The following is a 21,029-nucleotide window of genomic DNA, read 5'->3' on the forward strand; positions in this document are numbered from 1 at the left end:
AGATGATTATAGAACGTGGATGTCATAAAAACAAGTCCATTTTTATTTATGCAAGCTAAATTAGCAACCAACGTACTTTCACATAGATATCTTTTAATTCAATGTTGACTTTTGTTCTAAGAAAAGGCAAATACTACTCCAACATGGAAAGCTCACCGAATTGTAAATTTCCTTCCCACATTAGTACACTACTTTTCTTAGAGTAAAATACCAACGCTATAGTGAATAATCATGGTCAATATCCCAATCAGGAGGTTACGCAAAATCGCAATTTTTACCAACCCATTTCCAAGCTTGGCACTCAAATAACCAGTCAGTGAAACTGAAAGGCAGACAGCAAAAATTGTAGCCTGCCACATATAATTAGCGGGACTAAGTGTCATCGCAGCTAAAGGAAAAACTCCGCCAAGCATCGCAGAAATCAAGGAGGCAACTGCCGCATCCCACGGGTTCATATATTGTCCAAGTTTTAGATTGTACTTAACATCTGTGAGTGTTTCAAGCGGCTTTTTTTGCATTAATTCACGTGCAATTTCAATTGCTGTTTCATGTGTAACACCTTGTTCGTGATAATAGGCCGCCACTGTCTGAACTTCTTGTGCGTAATTTTGCTTAAGTAGTCTTTGTTCTTTCATAACCGCAGCTTTTTCGGTATCTTTTTGTGTGCTAACTGAAGCAAATTCACCGGAAGCCATCGAAAAAGCACATGCTAACAAATCCGCCAACCCTGCAATAAAAATTGTAAACCGATTACTGGTAGCCACCGCAACACTAAAAAGGACACCGACAACGGTTAAAATCCCATCATTTGAGCCTAATACCCCAGCTCTCAAAGTATTGAGCTTTTGTTCAAGCGTAGTATGTTCGTGTTTCTTATTCTTTATTTTAGTTAAACTTGCCATTTCTTTCATTTTTCTATCCCCCAATCCAAGTTCCGATTAGAAACGTGACCAACATCGTTAAAATTCCTGAAATCAAATTACGCAGCACTCCTCTTTTCCAATTTGCATTTCCTAAAACTGCTGCACTGTACCCGGTAATCATCAAAGCAATGGCAACTGCAATAAATGTTGCCAAAACCCGGATCTTCAGCGGAAAAAGTGAAATTGCTGCAAGCGGTAAAATAGAACCCAAAGGAAAAGAGATCATTGATGAAAATGCCGCAGCATAAGGGTTTGTCATCTCATTAATTTCGAAACCAAAACGAGCTCTAACAGTTGTCCCAAGCGCATCCTTGGTCATCATCTCTTGCGTAGCTTGTTGAGCCAACTGTGGACTAATTCCTTTATCTAAATAACCTTGTCTGATATAGTCAAATTCTTGCTCATAGTTAAGTGCTAATGCTGTCTTTTGCTGAATTGTTGCCTTTTTCTGGGCGTCCTTTTGTGCATTTACCGAAACATATTCCCCCATCGCCATTGATACTGTGCCTGCCAACATTCCCGCGATTCCTGACAGAAAAATTGCATAATTGTTCGCAGTTGCTCCTGCAACCCCAATTACAATCCCTGCAACAGATAGAATACCGTCATTTGCTCCCATGACCGAAGCACGCATCACATTGACACGCTCAGCTAAACTTTTCTTCGCTTGCATGTTGTTCCCTCTCCCTAGTTTAGAATTATTATAACCTAGTAATCATTATATTCTATTATGAGAAAAAAGTAAAACTTCATTGCATTAACCAGCGCAAAAATTTTTTTCTTAATAAATTCGCTAAAAATTAGGTTGGAACAAAAGTTGCAAACTAAACGCCTTTTATCCCATTCTCTAAAGTTTCTGAGACCTGCTAGTTTCATTATTCTTGATATAAAAAAAGATTCAGCTCAAAAGACCGAATTTAAGCGGTATTTGCACTGAATCCAAGTTTAATTTTTTTATGTTGTACTAAACGCTTGATTGCTTCGAACTCCAACCACTCAACTTAAAGCTGGGATTCGCAAATTAATCAGGTACTTTTTTAAATTTCTCCCCCACGTGCGCGTAACACCTCGCGCCCACGCGAAGATTCTACAAAAGCAGCTACTAGTTTTTTTAACTCAGCGAGTGAGACATTGGCTCCAAAAACTGGGCTGCCAGGCTCTAACCTGATTCCTTGTTTCAGTTCGCCAGCATAGTAAGGATCAAAACCCAAAGCATCAATCAAAGCTGCAACCCTTCCTAGTCCCTGCTTGTCATTTCCTACAAATGCAATTGCTTTACGTCCCTGGGCTCCACTTGGGCGTGTTTCGTCGTATAAGTCGTGATACCCCATATGGTTAAAGGCCTTAACAACTGTGCTGTTCTTCAAATACGCCTGGACTAACTCACTGGAAGACGTACGTGCATCGTTAAGCTTTGTCTCTTTACCATCGACTTCCCACCAATAATTCATTGCATCTACCACTAATTTATTTGCTAACTGTTTGGGATCAAGCGTCTGGTATTTTCCAAGTGGAAGTGCCAGCACAATTAGTTCAGCTTGGGCAGCCACCGCAGCAGCAGATAAGGCAACCGCACCTGGAAGCAATACTTCGACCGTTAAAGCAATTTTGGCAGGATCGCCAGAACCTGCAATCAAAACCTGATATCCTGCCTTTAAGGCTAGTTGCCCCAAGACTGTGCCAAGTTTACCAGCTCCTAAAATTCCGATTGTCTTTTTCATTTTTCTGATCCTTCGCTTAATAACTTGCGCACCCGCGGGATAACTTCTTTAGCATATAATTCAATCATGTGCATGCGCGCTGGTGCGGACAGTTCACCTGCTCCATAAGCCAGCTCAACTCTTCCGACTCCTAATGTCCTAATCATTTCTGCTAATCTCTGTGCAACAGTTTCAGGGGAACCTACATAAAATGAACCACTTTTAACTTCATTTTCAAACTGTGCTCGCGACATAGGAACCCAACCGCGATCACGCCCAATTCGGACAAAACTCTTGCGTAAATGACGCCAGCCTAATTCAAACGCTTCTTCATCCGTATCTGCAATTAATCCGTGCGAATGAACAGCAATCGGATAGGCCGGTTGAGAAAACTTAGCAGCTGCTTTTTGGTAAAGCTTAATATAAGGAACAAAACGCTGCGGTGTCCCGCCAATAATTGCCAGTGTAAGTGGGAATCCATATTTTGCCGCACGTACGACCGACTCTGGCGTGCCGCCAACTGCAATTCTAGTTGCTAAACTGCCTTTTTCTGTTTGCGGGTAAATAGCTGTTTCTTTTAAGGGCGCACGCGTTTTTCCAGACCACGAAACCGGTTTCTCAGTTTTGAGTTTCGCAAATAAGGCAACTTTTTCCTCAAAAAGCAAATCATAATCTTCTAAATTATATCCATAAAGAGGAAAAGACTCCGTAAAAGAGCCACGTCCCAGTACAACCTCAGCTCTTCCATTTGAAAGCGCATCTAAAGTTGCAAAGCGTTCATAAACACGGACTGGATCATCAGAACTTAGCACGGTTACTCCCGAGGCTAGAATAATGTTTTTTGTCTGCGTCGCAATCCCTGCTAGAACTGTCTCGGGACTCGAGATTGCGTATTCTGGACGATGATGCTCACCCAGTGCAATGACATCAAGGCCCAGTTGATCAGCTAGGACCCCTTCTGCGACAACCTGGCGAATTGCTGCGGCCTGTGTAAAGAGCTGACCTTCAGCAGTTGTAGGAATATCTCCAAAAGAATCAAGTCCAAAAATTAGTTTTTTTTGCGTTGTCATCTGCTTCCTCCTTTAACTACAAAAAATATTCTTACTTTTTGTAAGCTTTATTTTATCATAATAGTCTCTTTTAGAATTGTCAATCTTCAGGTCCATTCGTTAAAATCCAAATGATCTTTAACCAAATTGGCAATTATTCATTGTATATTTTTCACACTTTTTTCAAATTTATCCCTTAATGTATAAGCATAGTCTTGATTAAGACATCCACTCCCCCAAGAGACCATATCTTTATGATAGGATGTCCATCAGGCTACTAAAATTTATCTTTTCTACTCCCTTTTCTCCGCAGTTCCCCCCAAGACTGCGGAGTTTTTTTGGCTTCGTTCGTCATAATATTGGAATTTATCATGCTAAGTGCCTAAAATAAAAATGAGGTCAGAGTATCTTATGTTGCTTTTTTTGTAACAAGTGTTATAGTTATCTTATAAATTATTTACTTACAAAAAATAAGGAGCGATGTACATGTCAAAAACAATTGGTTTAATCGTCGGTAGTCTACGTAAGGGTTCTTTCACCCGTGCAGTCGCAGAACAAATGGTAGCAACTTTGCCAGCAGGTTACACCGTAAAAAATATTGAGATCGGTAACTTAGACCTTTATAATCAGGATCTGGATGATGAGGGGAGAGCCCCACAAAGCTGGCAAGATTTCCGGGCTGCTATGAAAACCGTTGATGCTGTTGTTTTCGCAACTCCAGAATACAACCGTTCTGTTCCTGGTGTACTTAAAAACGCACTTGATGTTGGTTCACGTCCTTATGGCGCAAGCGTTTGGGATCAGAAACCAGCAATTATTTTAAGTGTCTCCCCTGGTGCAATCAGCGGATTCGGTGCTAACCATCATTTGCGCCAATCATTGGTTTTCCTTAATATGCCAACGATTCAACAGCCTGAGCTTTATATTGGCAATGTGACTGCATTATTAGATGATAATTTGAAGATCAAAAATGAAGGTACTCTCAAGTTCCTTGCAGGTGCAATGGAAACATTCACCGATTTTATTGAACGTCTGTCATAAAATAAAAGAATAGCTTAAACGTAAAGTATCTTTACACCTTAGGTAAGACTCCGAGGTGGGAGATGCTTTTTTTATTTAGATAGAAGTGCCGACAACCACCGGGAGCCTTTGAGCACTAACAACAAATTACAAAATAGACGGGCTGTGTCTATGCGTAATTTGAGGTTAGGCGCAGAAGACTGGTGGGTGGAGCACGTTATGTAGAAGTGCCGACAACCACCGTTAGCCTTTGAGCACTAACAACAAATTACAAAATAGATGGGCTGTGTCTATGCGTAATTTGAGGTTAGGCGCAAAAGGCTGGTGGATGGAGCACGTTATGATAGAAGTGCCGACAACCACCGGGAGCCTTTGAGCACTAACAACAAATTACAAAATAGACGGGCTGTGTCTATGTGTAATTTGAGGTTAGGCGCAAAAGGCTGGTGGGTGGAGCACGTTATGATAGAAGTGCCGACAACCACCGTTCAACCGCCGTAGACTAAGTCCTGAATTACAAAGTAACCTGGGTTTGGTTACGCGTAAGGCAGGCTTAGGCGCAGCCAAAAATACCCGCAATAATCGCTCTGCAACCGAGCCTATTATTTGATTGTGAAAAAGGTGCAAAGTACAATGAGGTTGAACCACAATATAGAAAGGCAGGTCTCATCAATGACAAGAACAGGAAAAACAGCTACAACACCAGATTATTCATATCCAAAAACATTGTCTCAACTCAATCAGCTTTTAGCCGATCTTGCACAGTTAAAAAATAATGTACAACAAATTCATTGGTATATGCGTGGTCATAATTTCTTTAGTTTGCATCCTCTAATGGACGATTATTCAGATCAACTTGCAGAACAAACTGATACTCTTGGTGAACGAATTATTGCTCTGGGTGGTTCACCCTTTGCTACAATTAAAGAATTCGTTGAAAATACTGGTCTCCCTGATGAGAAAATTACTTTCGATGAATTTACACTTCCAGAATTAGTTAGTCGTTTGGTCAAACAGTTCCAATATCTCCGTGACCAGTATCAGCGGGGGATTGAAATTACAGATGCTGAAGGCGATTTTCCAACTCAAGACATTTTAAACGGATATAAAAGTGATGCAGATAAGATCATTTGGATGCTTAGTGCGTATTTAGATAAGGGACCACTAGATTAGGTCCCTCCCCTCTAATTTTTTTATTTTTACAGTTGCCATCGCAGCATCCCAAAAGGAGGGGCTGTGACAAAAGTTAACTTTTGTCACAGCCCCTCTTTATTTCGGATAAACGTGTTCCATAAGTCAAAATTCTCCGTCTAACTTCGAATTACTCATAGCAAAGTACTCGCTATGTTCGTAATTTCGAGTTAGCACTCAAATTTTCCCGACTTATGTCACACTCTCCCTATTTTTATTCCGGATAAACGTATTTTATAAATCAAGGCTTGAATTGGAATTGCTGCGCCGACTTCCTAATTATCGACTCTTTTACGCTGATGTTGTAAATTGACTATTATAAAGATCTGCGTAAAATCCTTTTTTGGCCAGCAATGCTGCGTGATTTCCCGCTTCGATAATTGCCCCGTGATTCATCACAATAATTTTATCAGCATCACGAATTGTTGATAAGCGATGGGCGACAATGAAACTGGTTCTTCCTTTTAATAATTTGGCCATCGCTTTTTGAATCAGGATTTCAGTCCGCGTGTCAACTGAGCTAGTTGCTTCATCCAAAATTAGAATCTCTGGATCAGCTAAAAAGGCACGCGCAATTGTCAATAATTGCCGTTGACCCTGAGAAATATTGGAAGCTTCTTCATTTAGAATCGTCTGATACCCTTGAGGAAGTTGCCGAATAAAGGAATCTGCATGTGCTGCTTTTGCCGCTTGCAGCACTTCTTTTTCACGTGCTGTTTCACGCCCATACTTGATATTATCGTAAATTGTTCCTGTAAAAAGCCATGTATCTTGGAGAACCATCGCAAAGTGCGACCGCACCGCTTCTCTTGAAAGATTGCGTGTATCGCGCCCCGCTAACCGCAGTGTTCCGCCTTGAATATCATAAAAGCGTTCCAGCAAATTGACCAATGTTGTTTTTCCAGCACCAGTTGGTCCAACAATTGCAATCTTTTCACCCGTTGTAACTGCGAGATTTAGGTTTTTAAGCACTGGCTGTTTACTGTCATAACCAAAAGCAGCATCTTCGAACTCTATCTTATATTCAGTTTCAGCTTTATCTGGAATTGCAACATGCGTTTTTTGCATCTCTTCTTCATCCAGTACTTGAAAAATACGTTCGGCAGAAGCTACTGTAGCTTGAATCGTGTTTGCAATATTGGCAATCTGAGTAATTGGTTGTGTAAACTGATTAACATATTGTAAAAAAGCCTGCACATCCCCTAGCGATAGGTTTCCATGGGCAACTTTGATCCCACCAACAACCGCAACAAAAACATAGCCCAAATTCTTAACGAAGTTCATCACAGGCATAATCAAACCTGAAATAAACTGCGCTTTCCACGAAGATTTATAGTAAAGTTCATTTTGCTCATTGAACTTTTCCAAACTCTCTTCTTCTTTATTAAAAGTCTTGACCACCGTATGTCCTGCAAAATTTTCTTCTACTTGATCATTTAACAAGCCCAAACTCTGCTGTTGCTTAGCAAAATATTTCTGAGAACGGGGTGCAATCAAAGCTACAACTAAAATCCCTAACGGGACAGTTATACAGGCAATTAAAGTTAGTTGCCAACTGATCGTAAACATCATAATCAAGACTCCAACAAATGTCACAATGCTGGTTACCATTTGTGTAAGGCTTTGTTGCAAGGTTCCTGCAATGTTATCCATATCGTTAACAGCTCGTGACATAATATCACCATTAGAATGCGTATCGTAATAATTAATTGGCAAGCGTTGCATCTTATCTTTTAAATCTGCACGTAATTTAAAAACAATCTTTTGCGAAATGTTTGCCATAATTAGCTGTTGGAAAAAGCCGAGCAAGGCTGAAACTAGGTACATTCCTCCAACGGTCAGCAAAATTACTTTAATTTTGTCAAAATCAATCGGTAGTGCCCCCGTCCGCTTCGCTGGCTGCAATCGTTGATACTTTACTACCCCATTAAAAATCTCAGTAGTTGCTTCACCTAATACCTTGGGGGAGATAATCTGAAAAATAACTGAACCGATGGCGAAGATAAAGACAAGTGCTAGGAACCATTTCCAAGGAGCCATATATTTGCACAAACGCCAGGCAGTCTGCCAAAAATTTTTTGGCTTATCAACTGTTTTACCAATATTTCGTGCTGGTCCATGTTGCGGCATTAGAGTTCCTCCTCTCGTAGCTGAGAACGCATAATTTCCTGATAGGTTTGGTTTCCAGCCTTTAGTTGCTGATGAGTTCCTAATCCAACTACGCGTCCTGCGTCTAAGACTAGAATTTGGTCAGCTTGCGTCACAGTTGCTATTCTTTGCGCAACAATTATCACAATGCTCTTTTGCGTTTGGGGATCCGTCTTCATGGCTTGCCGTAACTGAGCATCAGTTTTAAAATCCAGTGCAGAAAAAGAGTCATCAAATACGTAGACCGCAGCCGGTTTAATTAATGCACGCGCAATTGCCAAACGTTGCTTTTGTCCACCCGAAAAATTAGCCCCATTTTGTTCAACTACCGCGTCGAGTCCTTTTTGTGTTTCCTTCACAAAATCCTTAGCTTGGGCTATCTCAAGTGCATGCCACATTTCTTGATCAGTCGCAGTTACTTTGCCAACTTGTAGGTTACTGCGAACAGTTCCTTTAAAAAGAACTGCTTTTTGTTGTACAAATGAAATCGCATTGCGCAAATCACGCTGACTGCACTTGGCAATTTCTTTTCCGTCAAGCAGAATCTGTCCGGTTTCTAGGTCATAAAGTCGTGGTAATAGATTAACAAGTGTCGACTTTCCTGAGCCTGTTCCACCCAAAATTGCAAGGGTCTGTCCCGATCTCAAATGAAAATTAACGTCTTGTAGCGCTTGATTTTCAGCATGATCATATCTAAAAGCAACCTTTTTAAACTCGAGGGTATGCGACTTTTGTACCGGTAATTTTTCCGGGTCAGCAATCTCAGTAATCGAAAAATCTGTGTCCAAGACCTCATTAATCCTAACTGCGGCGGCTTGAGCTCGGGGAATAAAGACAAAAATCATTGATAACATCATAAAACTAAATAAGATCATTGCCGCATACGTCATAAAGGACACCAAATTACCAACTTCCATCCTACTAGTAGCTATCAGTTTGCCCCCAATCCAGATAATTCCGATATTGGTCATATTAAGGATCAAAATCATTACTGGAAACATTAACGATACCAGACTAAATGCTTTGACGGCTGTCTGAGTGTACGCACGATTTACGTTTTTAAACCGCTCTTGCTCAAAATGATCCTGCCGAAAGGCGCGAATTACCCTGACTCCTGTCAAACCTTCACGAAAAACTAAATTAATGCCGTCAATTCTTTTTTGCAAACTCTTAAAAAGTGGCACCGCAAAGTACATAATACTAACAATTGCAATCATTAATACCGGAATAGAAACTAGAAATACCACTGTTAACTTTCTTTCACTAATAAATGCCATAATTCCCGCTCCCACAAGCATGATAGGGGCTTGAATCATCATTCGTAAAATCATAACCGTTACATTTTGAATCTGTAACACATCATTTGTAGTCCGTGTAATCAATGAAGAAGATCCCAAATGATCCATCTCAAAATTGCCAAAATACAAAACCTTGCGGAAAAGTTCGGCACGCAGCTTAGCTCCTAATTGTTGCGCCTGCGTAGAAGCAAAAAAAACATTCCCAGCCGCTGCCAGAACACCGATAAATGCTAACAAAAGCATCAGACTCCCGCTGCGCCAGATGTATGCCGTATTTCCAATAGCTACTCCCCGATTAATCATGTCAGAGGTTATTGTGGGCAACTGCAAATCACAAAAGACTTGGATAATCATAAAAATTGCCGCCCCCAACACCGCGGCCGTTGATAATCTGTTTCTAGCCAATCTAAACATCTAGTCACTCCTTTTTTCCAAAAAATACATGTTGCTACTAACTCCATTTTCAAGCCAATCCAGCTGCAAAAAACATTGCTGCTTTAATTGTGCCAGCGTAATTGTTTTATTTGCTTGCTGTGCACGAAAATAATGACGCATTGTTCTGAAAAAAATACTGCAAATCAACTCTAACAGCGCATTAAATTCTTCGTAACCAGCAAGTTTTAAATTTTTCATCGTGGTAACTGCGTACAGTGCTTTTGCCAGTGCACGCTGTTGGGCACACTTTTCTCGTTGCTGTTGCTGGTAAAGACGATAATCATGCGCTTCTATCATTATTTAATAATACTGAGCGTTAGGCCCTGTAAGCACATCAACTAAACTTTGTTCAAAAAACAAGCGCGCACCTGCAAAAAGATCTCCCCGCTCCTGTATGAGAAGCTTAACGAATAGCTGATTACGTTTTTTTTGGAGCTTTTCTACAAAATAAAGATAACAATCCAACTTGTCTTCAAAGTATTGATAAAAACTTCCGCGTGCAATTCCGGCAGTTTTGATAATTTCATTGATTGAAGCATCTGCAAAACTCTTATACTCAAATTCTTTTTTAAGCGCCCTGAAAAGTTGCCGTTTCTTGGTAAGCTCTAACCGATAAAAGGTTGCTTTGGGCATCTTGGAACCTCCTTTTTTAAAGCTTTTAATCGTCAATTGCTGCAGGTGCGTGTTCTGTCGAGCATCTAAGGCAAGCGCGCTAATCATAGCCCTAAGTACGATCATAAAATGACCCCCTAAGTTTGATTTTTAGTCTAACTTTAGGGGGACGCTCACATTCATATGACAAGGTGTCATTATAAATGTTTTCCACACTCAAAACAATCAATCAGTCCTTTTCAACTACCAATCAATAATTTGCTATTTGTTGTACTACCCGCTGCACACTTGCTGCATAAGTGCTGCCAAACTTATTAAGGTGAATTAGCAAATAATATAAGCGGTATAAGTCTAAGCGTTTTTCGTAACCTTGAGCAAATGGAAGCAATTTTGCATAAGCCCGATAAAATTGTTCACTAAATCCACCAAAAACCGTCGTGACTCCTAGATCAAATTCACGATCGCCATAAAAAGCTGCCGGATCAATCAAGGCTGGGCGCCCGTCAGCAAGAAAAAGATAGTTGCCGCTCCATAAGTCACCATGCAGTAAAACCGGCTGGCTTGGATGATTCTGCAATAACTGTACGATCTGCGGCCTAACTTGTTTATAACGGGCGATTGCTCGCTGATCCCATAAACCCTTATCAGCAACAGCTGTTGCCAAAACATCCAATCTTTTTTCTACAAATAACTCGACCCAAGAATCTGTCCATGTATTGTCTAAAGTAATACTGGAACCGGAGTATGGTAAAGCATACCCGAACTTGCCATTTGGACTGTGCTGCATATGCAATTTTGCAACCAACTGACCTAATTCGGCTTGTGACCCACTTCCTTGTTCCAGATAATTCAAGATTAGATAGGCATCCCCCTGAATTTCTCCATGCGCAATGACTCGCGGTGCCAAAATACCAGCTTTTTTAAAGTCTTCTAACCCCGCGATCTCAGCAGCATAAAAAGAAGCGGTCGTCTGTGGTTGGACGAGTAAAAAAAAGTTTCCTGTTGCAGTCCTTAGGCGAAAAGCTTGGTTAACATCTCCACCTCCGACAGGCTGAACGTCCAGAATCTCTTTTAAAGGTAGTGCTTGCAACCATTCCTTTTTCAAAATTGGTACCTCCCAATTAAAAATAAAAATCATCCAAAAATAATATTGACCTCATCCATTAATTATATTACTATCTGTTTGTAAACGGAATGTACTATCCCGCTACTTATATTCTATGCCTTTGCTGAACTCAGACTAATAATTTGCTTTTAAAAATTAGTTGGTCATATACTGAGGCTGGAATAAATATTCAAGGGAGGGTTTTAATAATGGCTTATAAAACTATTAATCCATATACAAATGAACTAGTTAAAGAATATCCCACAGCAACTTCTGCGGAGATTGAGGCAGCACTAGAAAAGGGCGATGCGCTCTATCACAAATGGCGCCAAGAACCAGCAGCAGGACGTGCTGCAAAGTTGCATGAAATTGCAGCCTTACTGCGCAAAAATGCTGAGGAGCTTGCTAAAGTGTTAGTTGTCGATATGGGCAAATTAATCAATGAGGCACGCGGCGAAGTTGAATTGTGTGCAATTATCGCAGACTATTTTGCAGATCACGGTGCTGAAATGCTCAAACCCACACCACTATCATCACAAGCTGGTGCTGCACGTATTGAAAAAGATGCGACCGGTGTTTTATTGATGGTTGAGCCGTGGAATTTTCCTTACTATCAAATCATGCGTGTTTTTGCTCCTAATTATATGGTCGGCAATCCCATGATTTTGAAGCATTCTTCTAATACCCCAAGTTCAGCTGTAGCATTCGAAAAAGTAGTTAATGAAGCTGGCGCACCTGCAGGAAGCCTGACCAACTTATTCCTAAGCCATGATCAGGTCACTGATGTCATTGCCGATGCACGAGTTCAAGGAGTAGCTCTAACAGGCTCAGAACAGGGTGGTAGTGTAGTTGCAGAAGCTGCTGGAAAGTATCTTAAAAAGTCTTCAATGGAGCTAGGCGGCAATGATGCTTTTGTAATTTTAGATGATGCAGATCTTGAACAGGTCTTAGAAGTTGCAAAACGTGCGCGTACGTATAATGCAGGACAAGTCTGCACTTCATCCAAGCGCTTTATTGTTGCAGATAATCTTTACGACGAATTCTTAAAACGCCTTGGTGAAGACTTTAAGCAACTCAAACCCGGTGATCCGCTTGATGAAAAAACAACCTTAGCTCCTCTTTCGACTGCGTCCGCAAAGAAGAAGATTCAAGCGCAAGTTGATGCTGCAATTAAGGCTGGTGCAACTCTTTATCAGGGTAATCAACCAATTGATCTGCCAGGACAATTCTTTGAACCAACTATTCTGACAGACATCACGCGTGACAACCCAGCCTACTATGAAGAAATGTTTGGACCAGTTGCACAAGTCTACCGAGTTTCAAGTGAGGCAGAAGCAATTGAACTTGCTAGCGATTCGCATTACGGTTTAGGCGGAATTGTCTTCTCAGGTGACGTAAAACGCGGTGAAAAAGTTGCTAGCCAGATTGAGACTGGGATGGTCTTTGTTAATACAGTGCTATACACTCTCCCAGAGCTCCCATTCGGCGGTATCAAACGTTCAGGTTATGGTCGTGAAATGAGCAGTCTGGGCTTAAATGCTTTTGTTAATGAAAAATTAATTGTGTCTGTCGCTAAACCAGACCTTGATAATGCTGCGGGTGCTTTATTTTAGAAGTGCTGACAACCACCGGTAGCCTTGAGCACTAACAACAAATTACAAAATAAACTTGGACAGCTTTGAACAACCTTAATTTATCACCAAAAATCAGCGGGGGCTGTGACAAAAGTTAACTTTTGTCACAGCCCCTCTTTTATTCCGGATAAACGTGTTCCATAAGTCAAAATTCTCCGTCTAACTTCGAATTTTCCCGACTTATGTCACACTCTCCGCTATTTGTGTACATTTATGTTTCTGAAATCAGTGCTGCTCTTTAAGTACTATAACCTTTGCTTTATATCTCCCTGTCGCAGTTTTTTCTGGGTAAACCCCTTGAATTTCAGCCGCAAAACCTGGAAAGGCCGACATTGCACCTAAAAGGACTTCAAAATACGCAATCTCTTTTTCCTGCCATCGTTCCCCTGGAGCAACTACAAATATTCCTGGGGGGTAAGGTAAAGCTCCTTCTAACGCAACCCTTCCAACCGCATTTTCTAAGGGAATCAACTCGCAGTTATTGCGCACAAACTCTGCATCTGCTTTTGCGGGTGACAACACAAAATCTTGCAAATTGCGGCTTTCAAACAAAACTTTTTGCAAGGCGAATGTCTGATGTTGCCGATAGTAAAGTTGCATATTGCTGCAAAGTTTTTGCATTGTCCAGCCAGCATAAAACTTCTGATGCTCCTTAAATAACCGTGGTAAAACCTCCTCAACAGTTGCATTTGCTTGATATAACTTCTCAAATTCAAGCAATGCTGACAGTAAGCGAGCGAGTTTTGCCTGACTTTCTCCTGGGGTCAACAAAAATAACAACGAATTTAGATCAGCCTTAGCGCACATAATGCGTCTTTCAGTTAAAAATTGCTCTACAATCGGAGCAGGAATCCCATCCGTTTGATATTGTGCCGCAGCCACATCAACTCCTGGAGTTGTAATAATCAATTTCAGCGGATCTTGCAAAACCTGCCCATCAACGACCTCTCTAAACCCATGCCACTTAGCTTGAGCATTCAATTGCCATGCAGTACGCTGGGTTGCTAATTCCTCAGTTGGAATCTGCTCCCAGGGAATCCCATTAATTTTTGCAGGAACAAAAGGTTTGAAAAAATGTGCAGACTGTAAGAGTTGCTTGCGCCATTCAATGCCCAATCTCAGCGCCCTTTGCCATACCACTGCACTAAAATTATTTGCCGCAAGTGCTGCATTGACAGTCAGTGAGGCATAAATTGGATATGAATAACTGGTTGTCACGTATTTCAAATACGCATGGTTAAAGTGCTTATGATCAATGTAGCGTGGTTGTCCCTTAAGATGTCGGTCTTTCTTCAGAATCTGTGAAGCTTGGGCAAGCCCTGCCTGTTGTTTATGGATTGACTGTGTCACCAAAATACCTGGTGCTTGCGCTGACAGCTTCAGCGAAAAAGGCGAAAGTGGACGGAGCATGGGTAGAAATTGCTCATAACCACCCCACGCACAGTCAAACAAAATATAATCACAGAGATGACCAATTTTTTTAACAAGCCGCTGTGCATCATACAGCACACCGTCATATGTTTCTAATTGAATAACTGCCAATCTGAAAGGCCGCTGCTGAGTTGCCTTAGCATGTGCCACTTTCTTTACTTGTGCCCGCAATTGCTGTTCATCTAGCGCCCGTTCATCTATTTCTCCAATCGCTCCTAAAGCATTGCGATCTGTTGGTAAATAAATTGGAATTGCTCCAGTCTCAACCAAGGCACTATTGTACAATGATTTGTGATTATTGCGATCAAAAAGAACCAAATCACCTGCAGTCAGTGCGGCTGTTGCACAAATAGTATTTGCACAGGTCGTCCCATCCGTCACAAAATAGACCTTGTCTGCATGATAGGCACGGGCAGCCTGCTGCTGAGCTGCTAATGGTGACCCGCCATGCGTCAAAGTATCTCCTAACTCTGTAACAGTATCACTAACATCACTTAGAAAAAAATTTTCGCCCATGAAATCTTTAAAGACTTTACCAGCAGGGTGCAATGCATAAAATTGTCCATTATGATGTCCTGGTGTAGTAAAACTGACAGGATGCGCACGCGCGTAAGTGATCAGATCATTCAGAAACTGCGGCACATTTTCCTGCTCATAAGCTGCAGCTTTTCGGTTAATCTCAGCACGCATTTTGGCAGACTTAACTTGCGGCTTAACCCGAATCACTGGAACTGTCAGCCCGCTTGCAGCTAACTTCTTGGCAAAGACTGGCGGTAATGTTGCACGAGCAGAAATTACCACTGCTGCCAACTCAGCTGGCAGAGATGTATTGCTGAGCAGCTCGCTTTTCCAGCCGTCTGGAATAAACTTTTCCACCTCCGCTGTTGCCGCAATTTTTAAATTTTTCATGTGAATCTTCCTTTCACTCTAAGCCTGTTAGCTTATTTCCTTTTAAAACTCTTTTGCGCAACTACCTTAGCTGCGCGTATAATGGGGCTGCGCACTTTAAAATAAGCAGTGGAGATGAATTTTTATGTTCGCTAAACTCGAAAAATGGCAACGTAATCTAATTGTCCTTTGGTTAGGTTGCTTTATTGCCGGTGTGGGCTTCAGCGAGCTCGCACCTTTTTTATCCCTTTATGTTGAAGAACTCGGTAATTTTAATAAGGGTCAACTATCCTTATACAGCGGGGTCACCTATGCGATTACCTTCCTAGTAGTAGCAATTGTCTCTCCTCTTTGGGGCAGACTTGCTGATCGCAAAGGGCGTAAATTGATGCTGTTACGTTCATCATTAGGAATGGCAATTATTATCGGTGCCTGTGGCTTCGTTCATACTATCTGGGAATTGCTGATATTACGCTTTCTTGAAGGTCTGTGTGCCGGCTATATTCCCAATGCATCGGCTTTAATTGCTGCAGAATCACCGCGCGCTAAAAGCGGTGCAGCACTTGGAATATTAACAACCGGTTATGTTTCTGGAAACCTGATTGGTCCCGTACTAGGCGGTTTCCTCGCACAGGTTTTCTCTATTAGATTAACTTTTGTTTTAACCGGCTTTTTGTTGCTCATTGTTTTTGGCCTGAGCCTTTTTTTCGTACATGAAGATTTTGTGCCTGCTTCTCAAAAGAAAAAATTCCCACACCATTCTTTCCCACTTGCTCAATTTAAAAATCCATCCGCAATTATCGTTTTGTTACTTTCAACTATGATTATTCAGATGGGTAATAATTCCATCACTCCGATAATCAGTCTGTACGTCAAAGAACTTATGCATGGTGTAGGTCCAATCACGATTGCTGCAGGAATCATCGCCGCACTTCCTGGTGTCTCAACGCTGCTGACAGCCCCGCGACTCGGTGAGCTTGGTGACAGAAAGGGACATGGCAAAATTTTGCTGTTTGGGTTTGTCTTTGCTGTAATTATGTATCTTCCCCAAGGACTAATTGCTAGTGTCTGGACCCTGGGGATTTTACGTTTTATGATCGGCATTTCTGATGGAGCTCTCTTTCCAACAGTCCAAACTCTGCTCTCAAAAGATTCCCCCTCAAGTCTTGTAGGTACCATTTTTAGTTGGAACCAATCTTTCCAAGCGCTTGGAAGTATGTTTGGTTCTTTATTAGGCGGAGTGGTTTCAAACCTGTATGGTTACAGCGGAGTTTTCATTTTTACCGCCCTATCGCTCTTTTTCAACCTGATTCTAGCACTTATTTTCATCCCAGAATTACATTTTTCTGGTAAAAATAAACAAGTTTAATGTGAGCTGCTTGTTTGGCCCGCGAGATACTCCTTTAAAGCAGCACCTGTGCGTGAATTTGGAACAGCCATTGCAGCGCGCGGTTTACCACTATACATCAGTTCACCCCCATAAAGACCGGCACCCGGACCAAGATCAATTAGCCAGTCTGCTGCCATAATGACATCCAGATTATGTTCAATCAAAATCACCGAATTGCCTTGTGCAACCAATTCGTTAAAGAGCCGCAGCAATTTCGCAATATCCTTCATATGCAGTCCTGCGGTTGGTTCGTCAAAGAGATAGACCTGTCCTTGATGGTTGAGTTCAAAGGCGAGCTTTAACCGCTGTAGCTCTCCGCCAGAAAGCGTCGTCAATGGCTGTTCCAGCTTCAGATAAGCTAAACCAACACGTTCAAGCTGGGCTAATTTTTGACTGATTTCTGGCTCAGTTGCAAAAAAAGTGTGTGCTTCTTTAACGGAAAGATGCAAAACCTCTGCTATATTTTTACCATGATAACGATACCCCAGCGCCTCTTGATTATATCTTTTTCCGTTGCACAATTCGCAAAGCTGAACGACCGGATCCATGAATGCCATATTTGTGATTGTGACCCCTTTGCCCTTGCAGCGCGGGCAAGCACCCTTGCTGTTATAACTGAAAAGCTGGGTTGAAACCTGGTTGGCTTTACCAAAAAGCTTTCGGATGGCTGGCAGAATATTAAGATAAGTTACTGGCGTAGAACGAATATTAGTTCCGACGGGTGTTTGCGAAAAATCAACGTATGGCTGCTGCAATTTTTCCTTTACAGCAGCGACCAATGAGCTCTTACCTGAACCCGCAACCCCAGAAATCACCGTCATCACACCTAAAGGAATTGCTACACTAATTGCTTTGAGATTGTGCAACTTTGCATTCTTCAACTGCAGCATTTTAGTGGCCTCTCTGCTGCCAGTAAACTGCTTTTTTTGCTGCAACCATTTTGATGTTAAACAAGATGACGCTAGCATTTCCTGGAAGGTTCCGCAAAAAGTCAGCTGACCGCCTTGAGCGCCCGCCGCAGGTCCCAATTCGACCACATAATCTGCAAAAGCAATCACTGCCGGGTTGTGTTCAACAATAATAATCGTATTTCCTTTGTTTTTAAGCTTTCTCAAGGCCTTTTCAAGCAACTTGATATCATATGGATGGAGTCCTACGCTGGGTTCATCTAGGACATAAACCAGATCTGACAGCGAACTCGTCAGGTACTTTGCGATTTTGATTCTTTGTGCTTCACCCCCAGAAAGTGTCCCAGTTTGCCGTGCAAGCGTTAAATATCCCAAGCCAATATCAATCAACGACTGGATTTTAGTCTGTAACTGCCGGACTATTTCTGCCGCAAGCGGCTCTTTAATTGTCCCCAAAAAGCGCAGTAAAGCAACTAGATCAAGCTCGGTGACTGCAGCAATATTCTTTCCGTTAATTAAACATGCCAAAGCTTCTTTTCTGAGTCTTGCACCATGACATTCTGGACAGATTTGCTGTGTCACAATTTTTGCGAGTGCCTCTTGATGATGTTTGCCTTCTTTACTATATAAAATCGAGCGTTTAATTCGAGGCACGAGGCCTTCATATTTGGCAGATTTATACCAATCGGCTGGCGGATCTTTAAGCTTCTGCTGTGGGGCATGCATTAGCAATTCATATTCGTGTTTTGAATATTCTACAAGCGGCTTGTCATTGTCAAAAAGTCCACTATTAACGTATCTTTTCCAGCGCCACGTCTGCGGACCAAAACTAACAAATGTGATTGCACCTTCATTGAGTGATTTTTGCGGGTCAATCAATTGTTGTTCATCAACCTCATCAACGTATCCTAAACCTTGACAGCGTGGGCACATTCCCTGTGGCAGATTAAAAGAAAAACTGTCTGAGTAACCTGCAAAAGGTTTCCCAATCCGCGAATAAAGCAAACGCAGCAATGAATAGATTCCAGTATATGTGGCAACTGTTGAACGTGCATTTGCAGTTAACTTTTTTTGTTCAATCACAATTGCTACGGGCAGATTAGTAATCTCTTTAACGTGCGGTTGACCATATTTAGGCAAGTACTGCTGTGTAAAACTTGGAAAAGTCTCATTCAATTCCCGGCGTGAAAGTGCCGCCAACGTATCAAAGACCAGCGATGATTTGCCTGAACCGGATAATCCAACAAAAACGCTAATTTTTTTCTTAGGGATCTTAAGACTAACGTGGTGCAAATTGTTTTGTTGTGCATCATGAATCTCAATCGAACCATTTTCAAAAACATTCTGTTTGCCCACTAGTATTCCTCCACTTTGTCAGTTATAATTTCTCTGCAAAAAACGTTACTTTAAATTACAGGCTAGTTCTATAATAAAATGCAAACTGCTTTCGAACAAGTCAGACCCTATTTTCATTATTGCAGCAGTTTCCATTAGCTCCAATTTTTCGGATTTTTTCTATCTTAACAAAAAATAAAATTTATCATCACAAATAATTCATAATTTGGCAGTAGGATGATCTTGTAACCTGATAATATATCTTTTCCTTTCCCTAGTAAGAGTTAGCTGAATTTTTACTTCCCCTAAAGATTCACTGACTTTCGGATTGAAGATGCACGTTAATTTGCTCCCCCAAGCATTTTTTACAGAGCATCTTCATCGATGAAGGGGCCGCGTCAAAACTAAAATTTTGATGCGGTCCCTTTTTTGCTTATCATAGTAAATTTAATTAAAATCAAAAAAATGCCACCCGTTAACATTTCTGTTATACTTTGTTTGGTATATGAGCACCACATCTAGACACGTGTTTTACATATTCTTGAATACTAAACCACAACGTGTATAATTAGGTGTATAAAATTAATTTTGCATAAATCAGATTACGAACTAAGGAGCTTAACCAGCATGACAAAAGCCGTTAAAATATTGACCGATTCGTCAATTCAATTAACACCTGAAGAAATCGAAAAATACAAGATCGAAATCGTCCCGCTCTCTATTGAAATTGAGGGTAAAACCTATGTTGATGGCGTCGATATTACTCGAGCGGAATTAATCAATAAGTTGCACGCCAAAAAATTCCCCAAAACCAGCCAACCAGCTCTTGGAAAATTCGTTGAAGCTTACGATCGGCTTGGAGCAGACGGCAGTGAGGTGCTGGCAATTGTTCTTTCAGATGTTCTAAGTGGGACCTTTGAAACCGCACAGACGGCTGCTAAAATGACCACTACTAAGGTAACTGTAATCAATAGCAAATCAACTGATCGCGGTCTAGCATTTCAAGTTATCGCAGCCGCACAAGACCTTGAAGCTGGTAAAACAATTCCGGAAATACAACAACATTGCCGTGAAATTTTCAAAAGAACACGCGTGAATGTTCTGATTGATACCCTTGATTACCTCGTTAAAGGTGGTCGCGTTAGTCGTTTTGCCGGTGCCGTTACCAAGCTTATCAATTTGAAGGTAATCGTTGAACTTCGTGAAGAAAGTTTGGATGTTGTTGTTAAAGGCCGCAGCCGCAAAACCTTTATCAAATTCTGTGAAAAGCTAGCGGCCTATCATAAAGAAAAGAATCCGATTCAAGAACTTGCCCTTTCCCATGCTGATGCTGCTCAAGAGTTTTTAGAGCGGATTAAAAATATTCTCCTGCCAGCAGATGGCGTACAAGTTGACTGTCTTGAAAAATTGACGAGTCCCATTATCATGACCCATACTGGTCTTTATGCTGTCGGAATCATTACGCTTTCTGAAAAAACTGAACCTGCTGAAATTTAGCTGAGCAAGCCCAAAAGCTGCACAACCTTGACAGAAATTTCAGCCCTTAATTTTGTGATTTAATTAAAAATAGTCCTAATCAGGTTGGGGCTGTGACAAAATTTAACTTTTGTCACAGCCCCTCTTTTATTCCGGATAAACGTGTTCCATAAATCAAAATCCTCCGTCTAACTTCGAATTGCTCATCGCAAAGTACTCGCTATGTTCGTAATTTCGAGTTAGCACTCAAATTTTCCCGACTTATGTCACACCTCAGCTTTTTTGGGCCTAATTATGATATTTTACTAAATCAAATTAAAAAGATCGCTTAATTTAAACACTCAAAAGTTAGAATTTCCTTGCAAATCTAATTATAAATCGAACTCAAGTTGAAAATATGGTAAAGTAGATGTACTTATAATAACTATTTTATTTCATGGTTTGTCTAGTCTCTAATCGTCGTGGGGGAGGGTTTCTCTTTTCATA

The 21,029-nt window shown here is 41.2% G+C and carries 16 protein-coding genes; 5 read left to right on the plus strand and 11 right to left on the minus strand.

Features of this window, described 5'->3' with window-relative positions; all coding sequences use genetic code 11:
* Positions 1 to 197: 197 nt before the first annotated feature.
* The 4 genes from AB3Y88_RS05535 to AB3Y88_RS05550 form a co-directional block, all read right to left on the minus strand.
* On the minus strand, positions 198 to 902 hold the full coding sequence (locus AB3Y88_RS05535; RefSeq protein WP_056960903.1) for a VIT family protein: 705 nt from the start codon (positions 900 to 902) through the stop codon (positions 198 to 200).
* A gap of 13 nt (positions 903 to 915) precedes the next feature.
* Positions 916 to 1,596, minus strand: a complete 681-nt coding sequence (locus AB3Y88_RS05540; protein WP_056960893.1) for a VIT family protein — start codon at positions 1,594 to 1,596, stop codon at positions 916 to 918.
* Between the two features lie 364 nt (positions 1,597 to 1,960).
* On the minus strand, positions 1,961 to 2,644 hold the full coding sequence (locus AB3Y88_RS05545) for an NADPH-dependent F420 reductase (RefSeq protein WP_261909672.1): 684 nt from the start codon (positions 2,642 to 2,644) through the stop codon (positions 1,961 to 1,963).
* Positions 2,641 to 3,693 carry an Atu2307/SP_0267 family LLM class monooxygenase gene (locus AB3Y88_RS05550; protein ID WP_261909673.1) on the minus strand — a complete coding sequence of 351 codons (1,053 nt, stop codon included), beginning with the start codon at positions 3,691 to 3,693 and terminating at the stop codon, positions 2,641 to 2,643. The genes AB3Y88_RS05545 and AB3Y88_RS05550 overlap by 4 nt, the downstream gene beginning before the upstream one ends.
* A gap of 465 nt (positions 3,694 to 4,158) precedes the next feature.
* Between AB3Y88_RS05550 and AB3Y88_RS05555 the strand changes: the two genes are divergently transcribed.
* On the plus strand, positions 4,159 to 4,713 hold the full coding sequence (locus tag AB3Y88_RS05555; RefSeq protein WP_056960890.1) for an NADPH-dependent FMN reductase: 555 nt from the start codon (positions 4,159 to 4,161) through the stop codon (positions 4,711 to 4,713).
* Positions 4,714 to 5,364: 651 nt separating this feature from the next.
* Positions 5,365 to 5,865, plus strand: coding sequence for a DNA starvation/stationary phase protection protein (locus AB3Y88_RS05560; protein WP_056960889.1), 501 nt, complete (start codon positions 5,365 to 5,367; stop codon positions 5,863 to 5,865).
* A gap of 309 nt (positions 5,866 to 6,174) precedes the next feature.
* On the opposite strand, the gene AB3Y88_RS05565 is transcribed toward AB3Y88_RS05560, so the two are convergent.
* From AB3Y88_RS05565 to AB3Y88_RS05585, 5 genes are all read right to left on the minus strand, one after another.
* Positions 6,175 to 8,013: an ABC transporter ATP-binding protein gene (locus tag AB3Y88_RS05565; protein WP_056960888.1), complete on the minus strand. Its 1,839-nt coding sequence runs from the start codon at positions 8,011 to 8,013 to the stop codon at positions 6,175 to 6,177.
* Positions 8,013 to 9,743 carry an ABC transporter ATP-binding protein gene (locus AB3Y88_RS05570; RefSeq protein WP_056960887.1) on the minus strand — a complete coding sequence of 577 codons (1,731 nt, stop codon included), beginning with the start codon at positions 9,741 to 9,743 and terminating at the stop codon, positions 8,013 to 8,015. Before AB3Y88_RS05570 ends, AB3Y88_RS05565 begins: the two co-directional genes overlap by 1 nt.
* Positions 9,744 to 10,061: a hypothetical protein gene (locus tag AB3Y88_RS05575; protein WP_054755690.1), complete on the minus strand. Its 318-nt coding sequence runs from the start codon at positions 10,059 to 10,061 to the stop codon at positions 9,744 to 9,746. It abuts the gene before it with no gap.
* Between the two features lie 3 nt (positions 10,062 to 10,064).
* Positions 10,065 to 10,502 carry a TetR/AcrR family transcriptional regulator gene (locus tag AB3Y88_RS05580; RefSeq protein WP_054755688.1) on the minus strand — a complete coding sequence of 146 codons (438 nt, stop codon included), beginning with the start codon at positions 10,500 to 10,502 and terminating at the stop codon, positions 10,065 to 10,067.
* Between the two features lie 124 nt (positions 10,503 to 10,626).
* Positions 10,627 to 11,484 (minus strand): fructosamine kinase family protein, encoded by an 858-nt coding sequence (locus AB3Y88_RS05585; protein WP_201780647.1) that lies wholly within the window; start codon positions 11,482 to 11,484, stop codon positions 10,627 to 10,629.
* A 206-nt stretch (positions 11,485 to 11,690) separates the two neighbouring features.
* Between AB3Y88_RS05585 and AB3Y88_RS05590 the strand changes: the two genes are divergently transcribed.
* Positions 11,691 to 13,094 (plus strand): NAD-dependent succinate-semialdehyde dehydrogenase, encoded by a 1,404-nt coding sequence (locus tag AB3Y88_RS05590; RefSeq protein ID WP_056960885.1) that lies wholly within the window; start codon positions 11,691 to 11,693, stop codon positions 13,092 to 13,094.
* A 246-nt stretch (positions 13,095 to 13,340) separates the two neighbouring features.
* Here the strand turns inward: AB3Y88_RS05590 and AB3Y88_RS05595 are convergent, their stop codons facing one another.
* Positions 13,341 to 15,455: a putative ornithine decarboxylase gene (locus AB3Y88_RS05595; protein WP_056960884.1), complete on the minus strand. Its 2,115-nt coding sequence runs from the start codon at positions 15,453 to 15,455 to the stop codon at positions 13,341 to 13,343.
* A 124-nt stretch (positions 15,456 to 15,579) separates the two neighbouring features.
* Here AB3Y88_RS05595 and AB3Y88_RS05600 point away from each other — a divergent pair, with 124 nt between their 5' ends.
* Positions 15,580 to 16,803 (plus strand): MFS transporter, encoded by a 1,224-nt coding sequence (locus AB3Y88_RS05600; RefSeq protein ID WP_056960883.1) that lies wholly within the window; start codon positions 15,580 to 15,582, stop codon positions 16,801 to 16,803.
* On the opposite strand, the gene AB3Y88_RS05605 is transcribed toward AB3Y88_RS05600, so the two are convergent.
* Positions 16,800 to 19,088: an excinuclease ABC subunit UvrA gene (locus AB3Y88_RS05605; RefSeq protein ID WP_056960882.1), complete on the minus strand. Its 2,289-nt coding sequence runs from the start codon at positions 19,086 to 19,088 to the stop codon at positions 16,800 to 16,802. The two genes, AB3Y88_RS05600 and AB3Y88_RS05605, sit on opposite strands and share 4 nt — an antisense overlap.
* Positions 19,089 to 19,694: 606 nt before the next feature.
* Between AB3Y88_RS05605 and AB3Y88_RS05610 the strand changes: the two genes are divergently transcribed.
* On the plus strand, positions 19,695 to 20,564 hold the full coding sequence (locus tag AB3Y88_RS05610) for a DegV family protein (protein WP_056960881.1): 870 nt from the start codon (positions 19,695 to 19,697) through the stop codon (positions 20,562 to 20,564).
* Positions 20,565 to 21,029: the final 465 nt, after the last annotated feature.

It is taken from the genome of Liquorilactobacillus satsumensis, assembly GCF_964065465.1.
GTDB lineage: Bacteria > Bacillota > Bacilli > Lactobacillales > Lactobacillaceae > Liquorilactobacillus > Liquorilactobacillus satsumensis.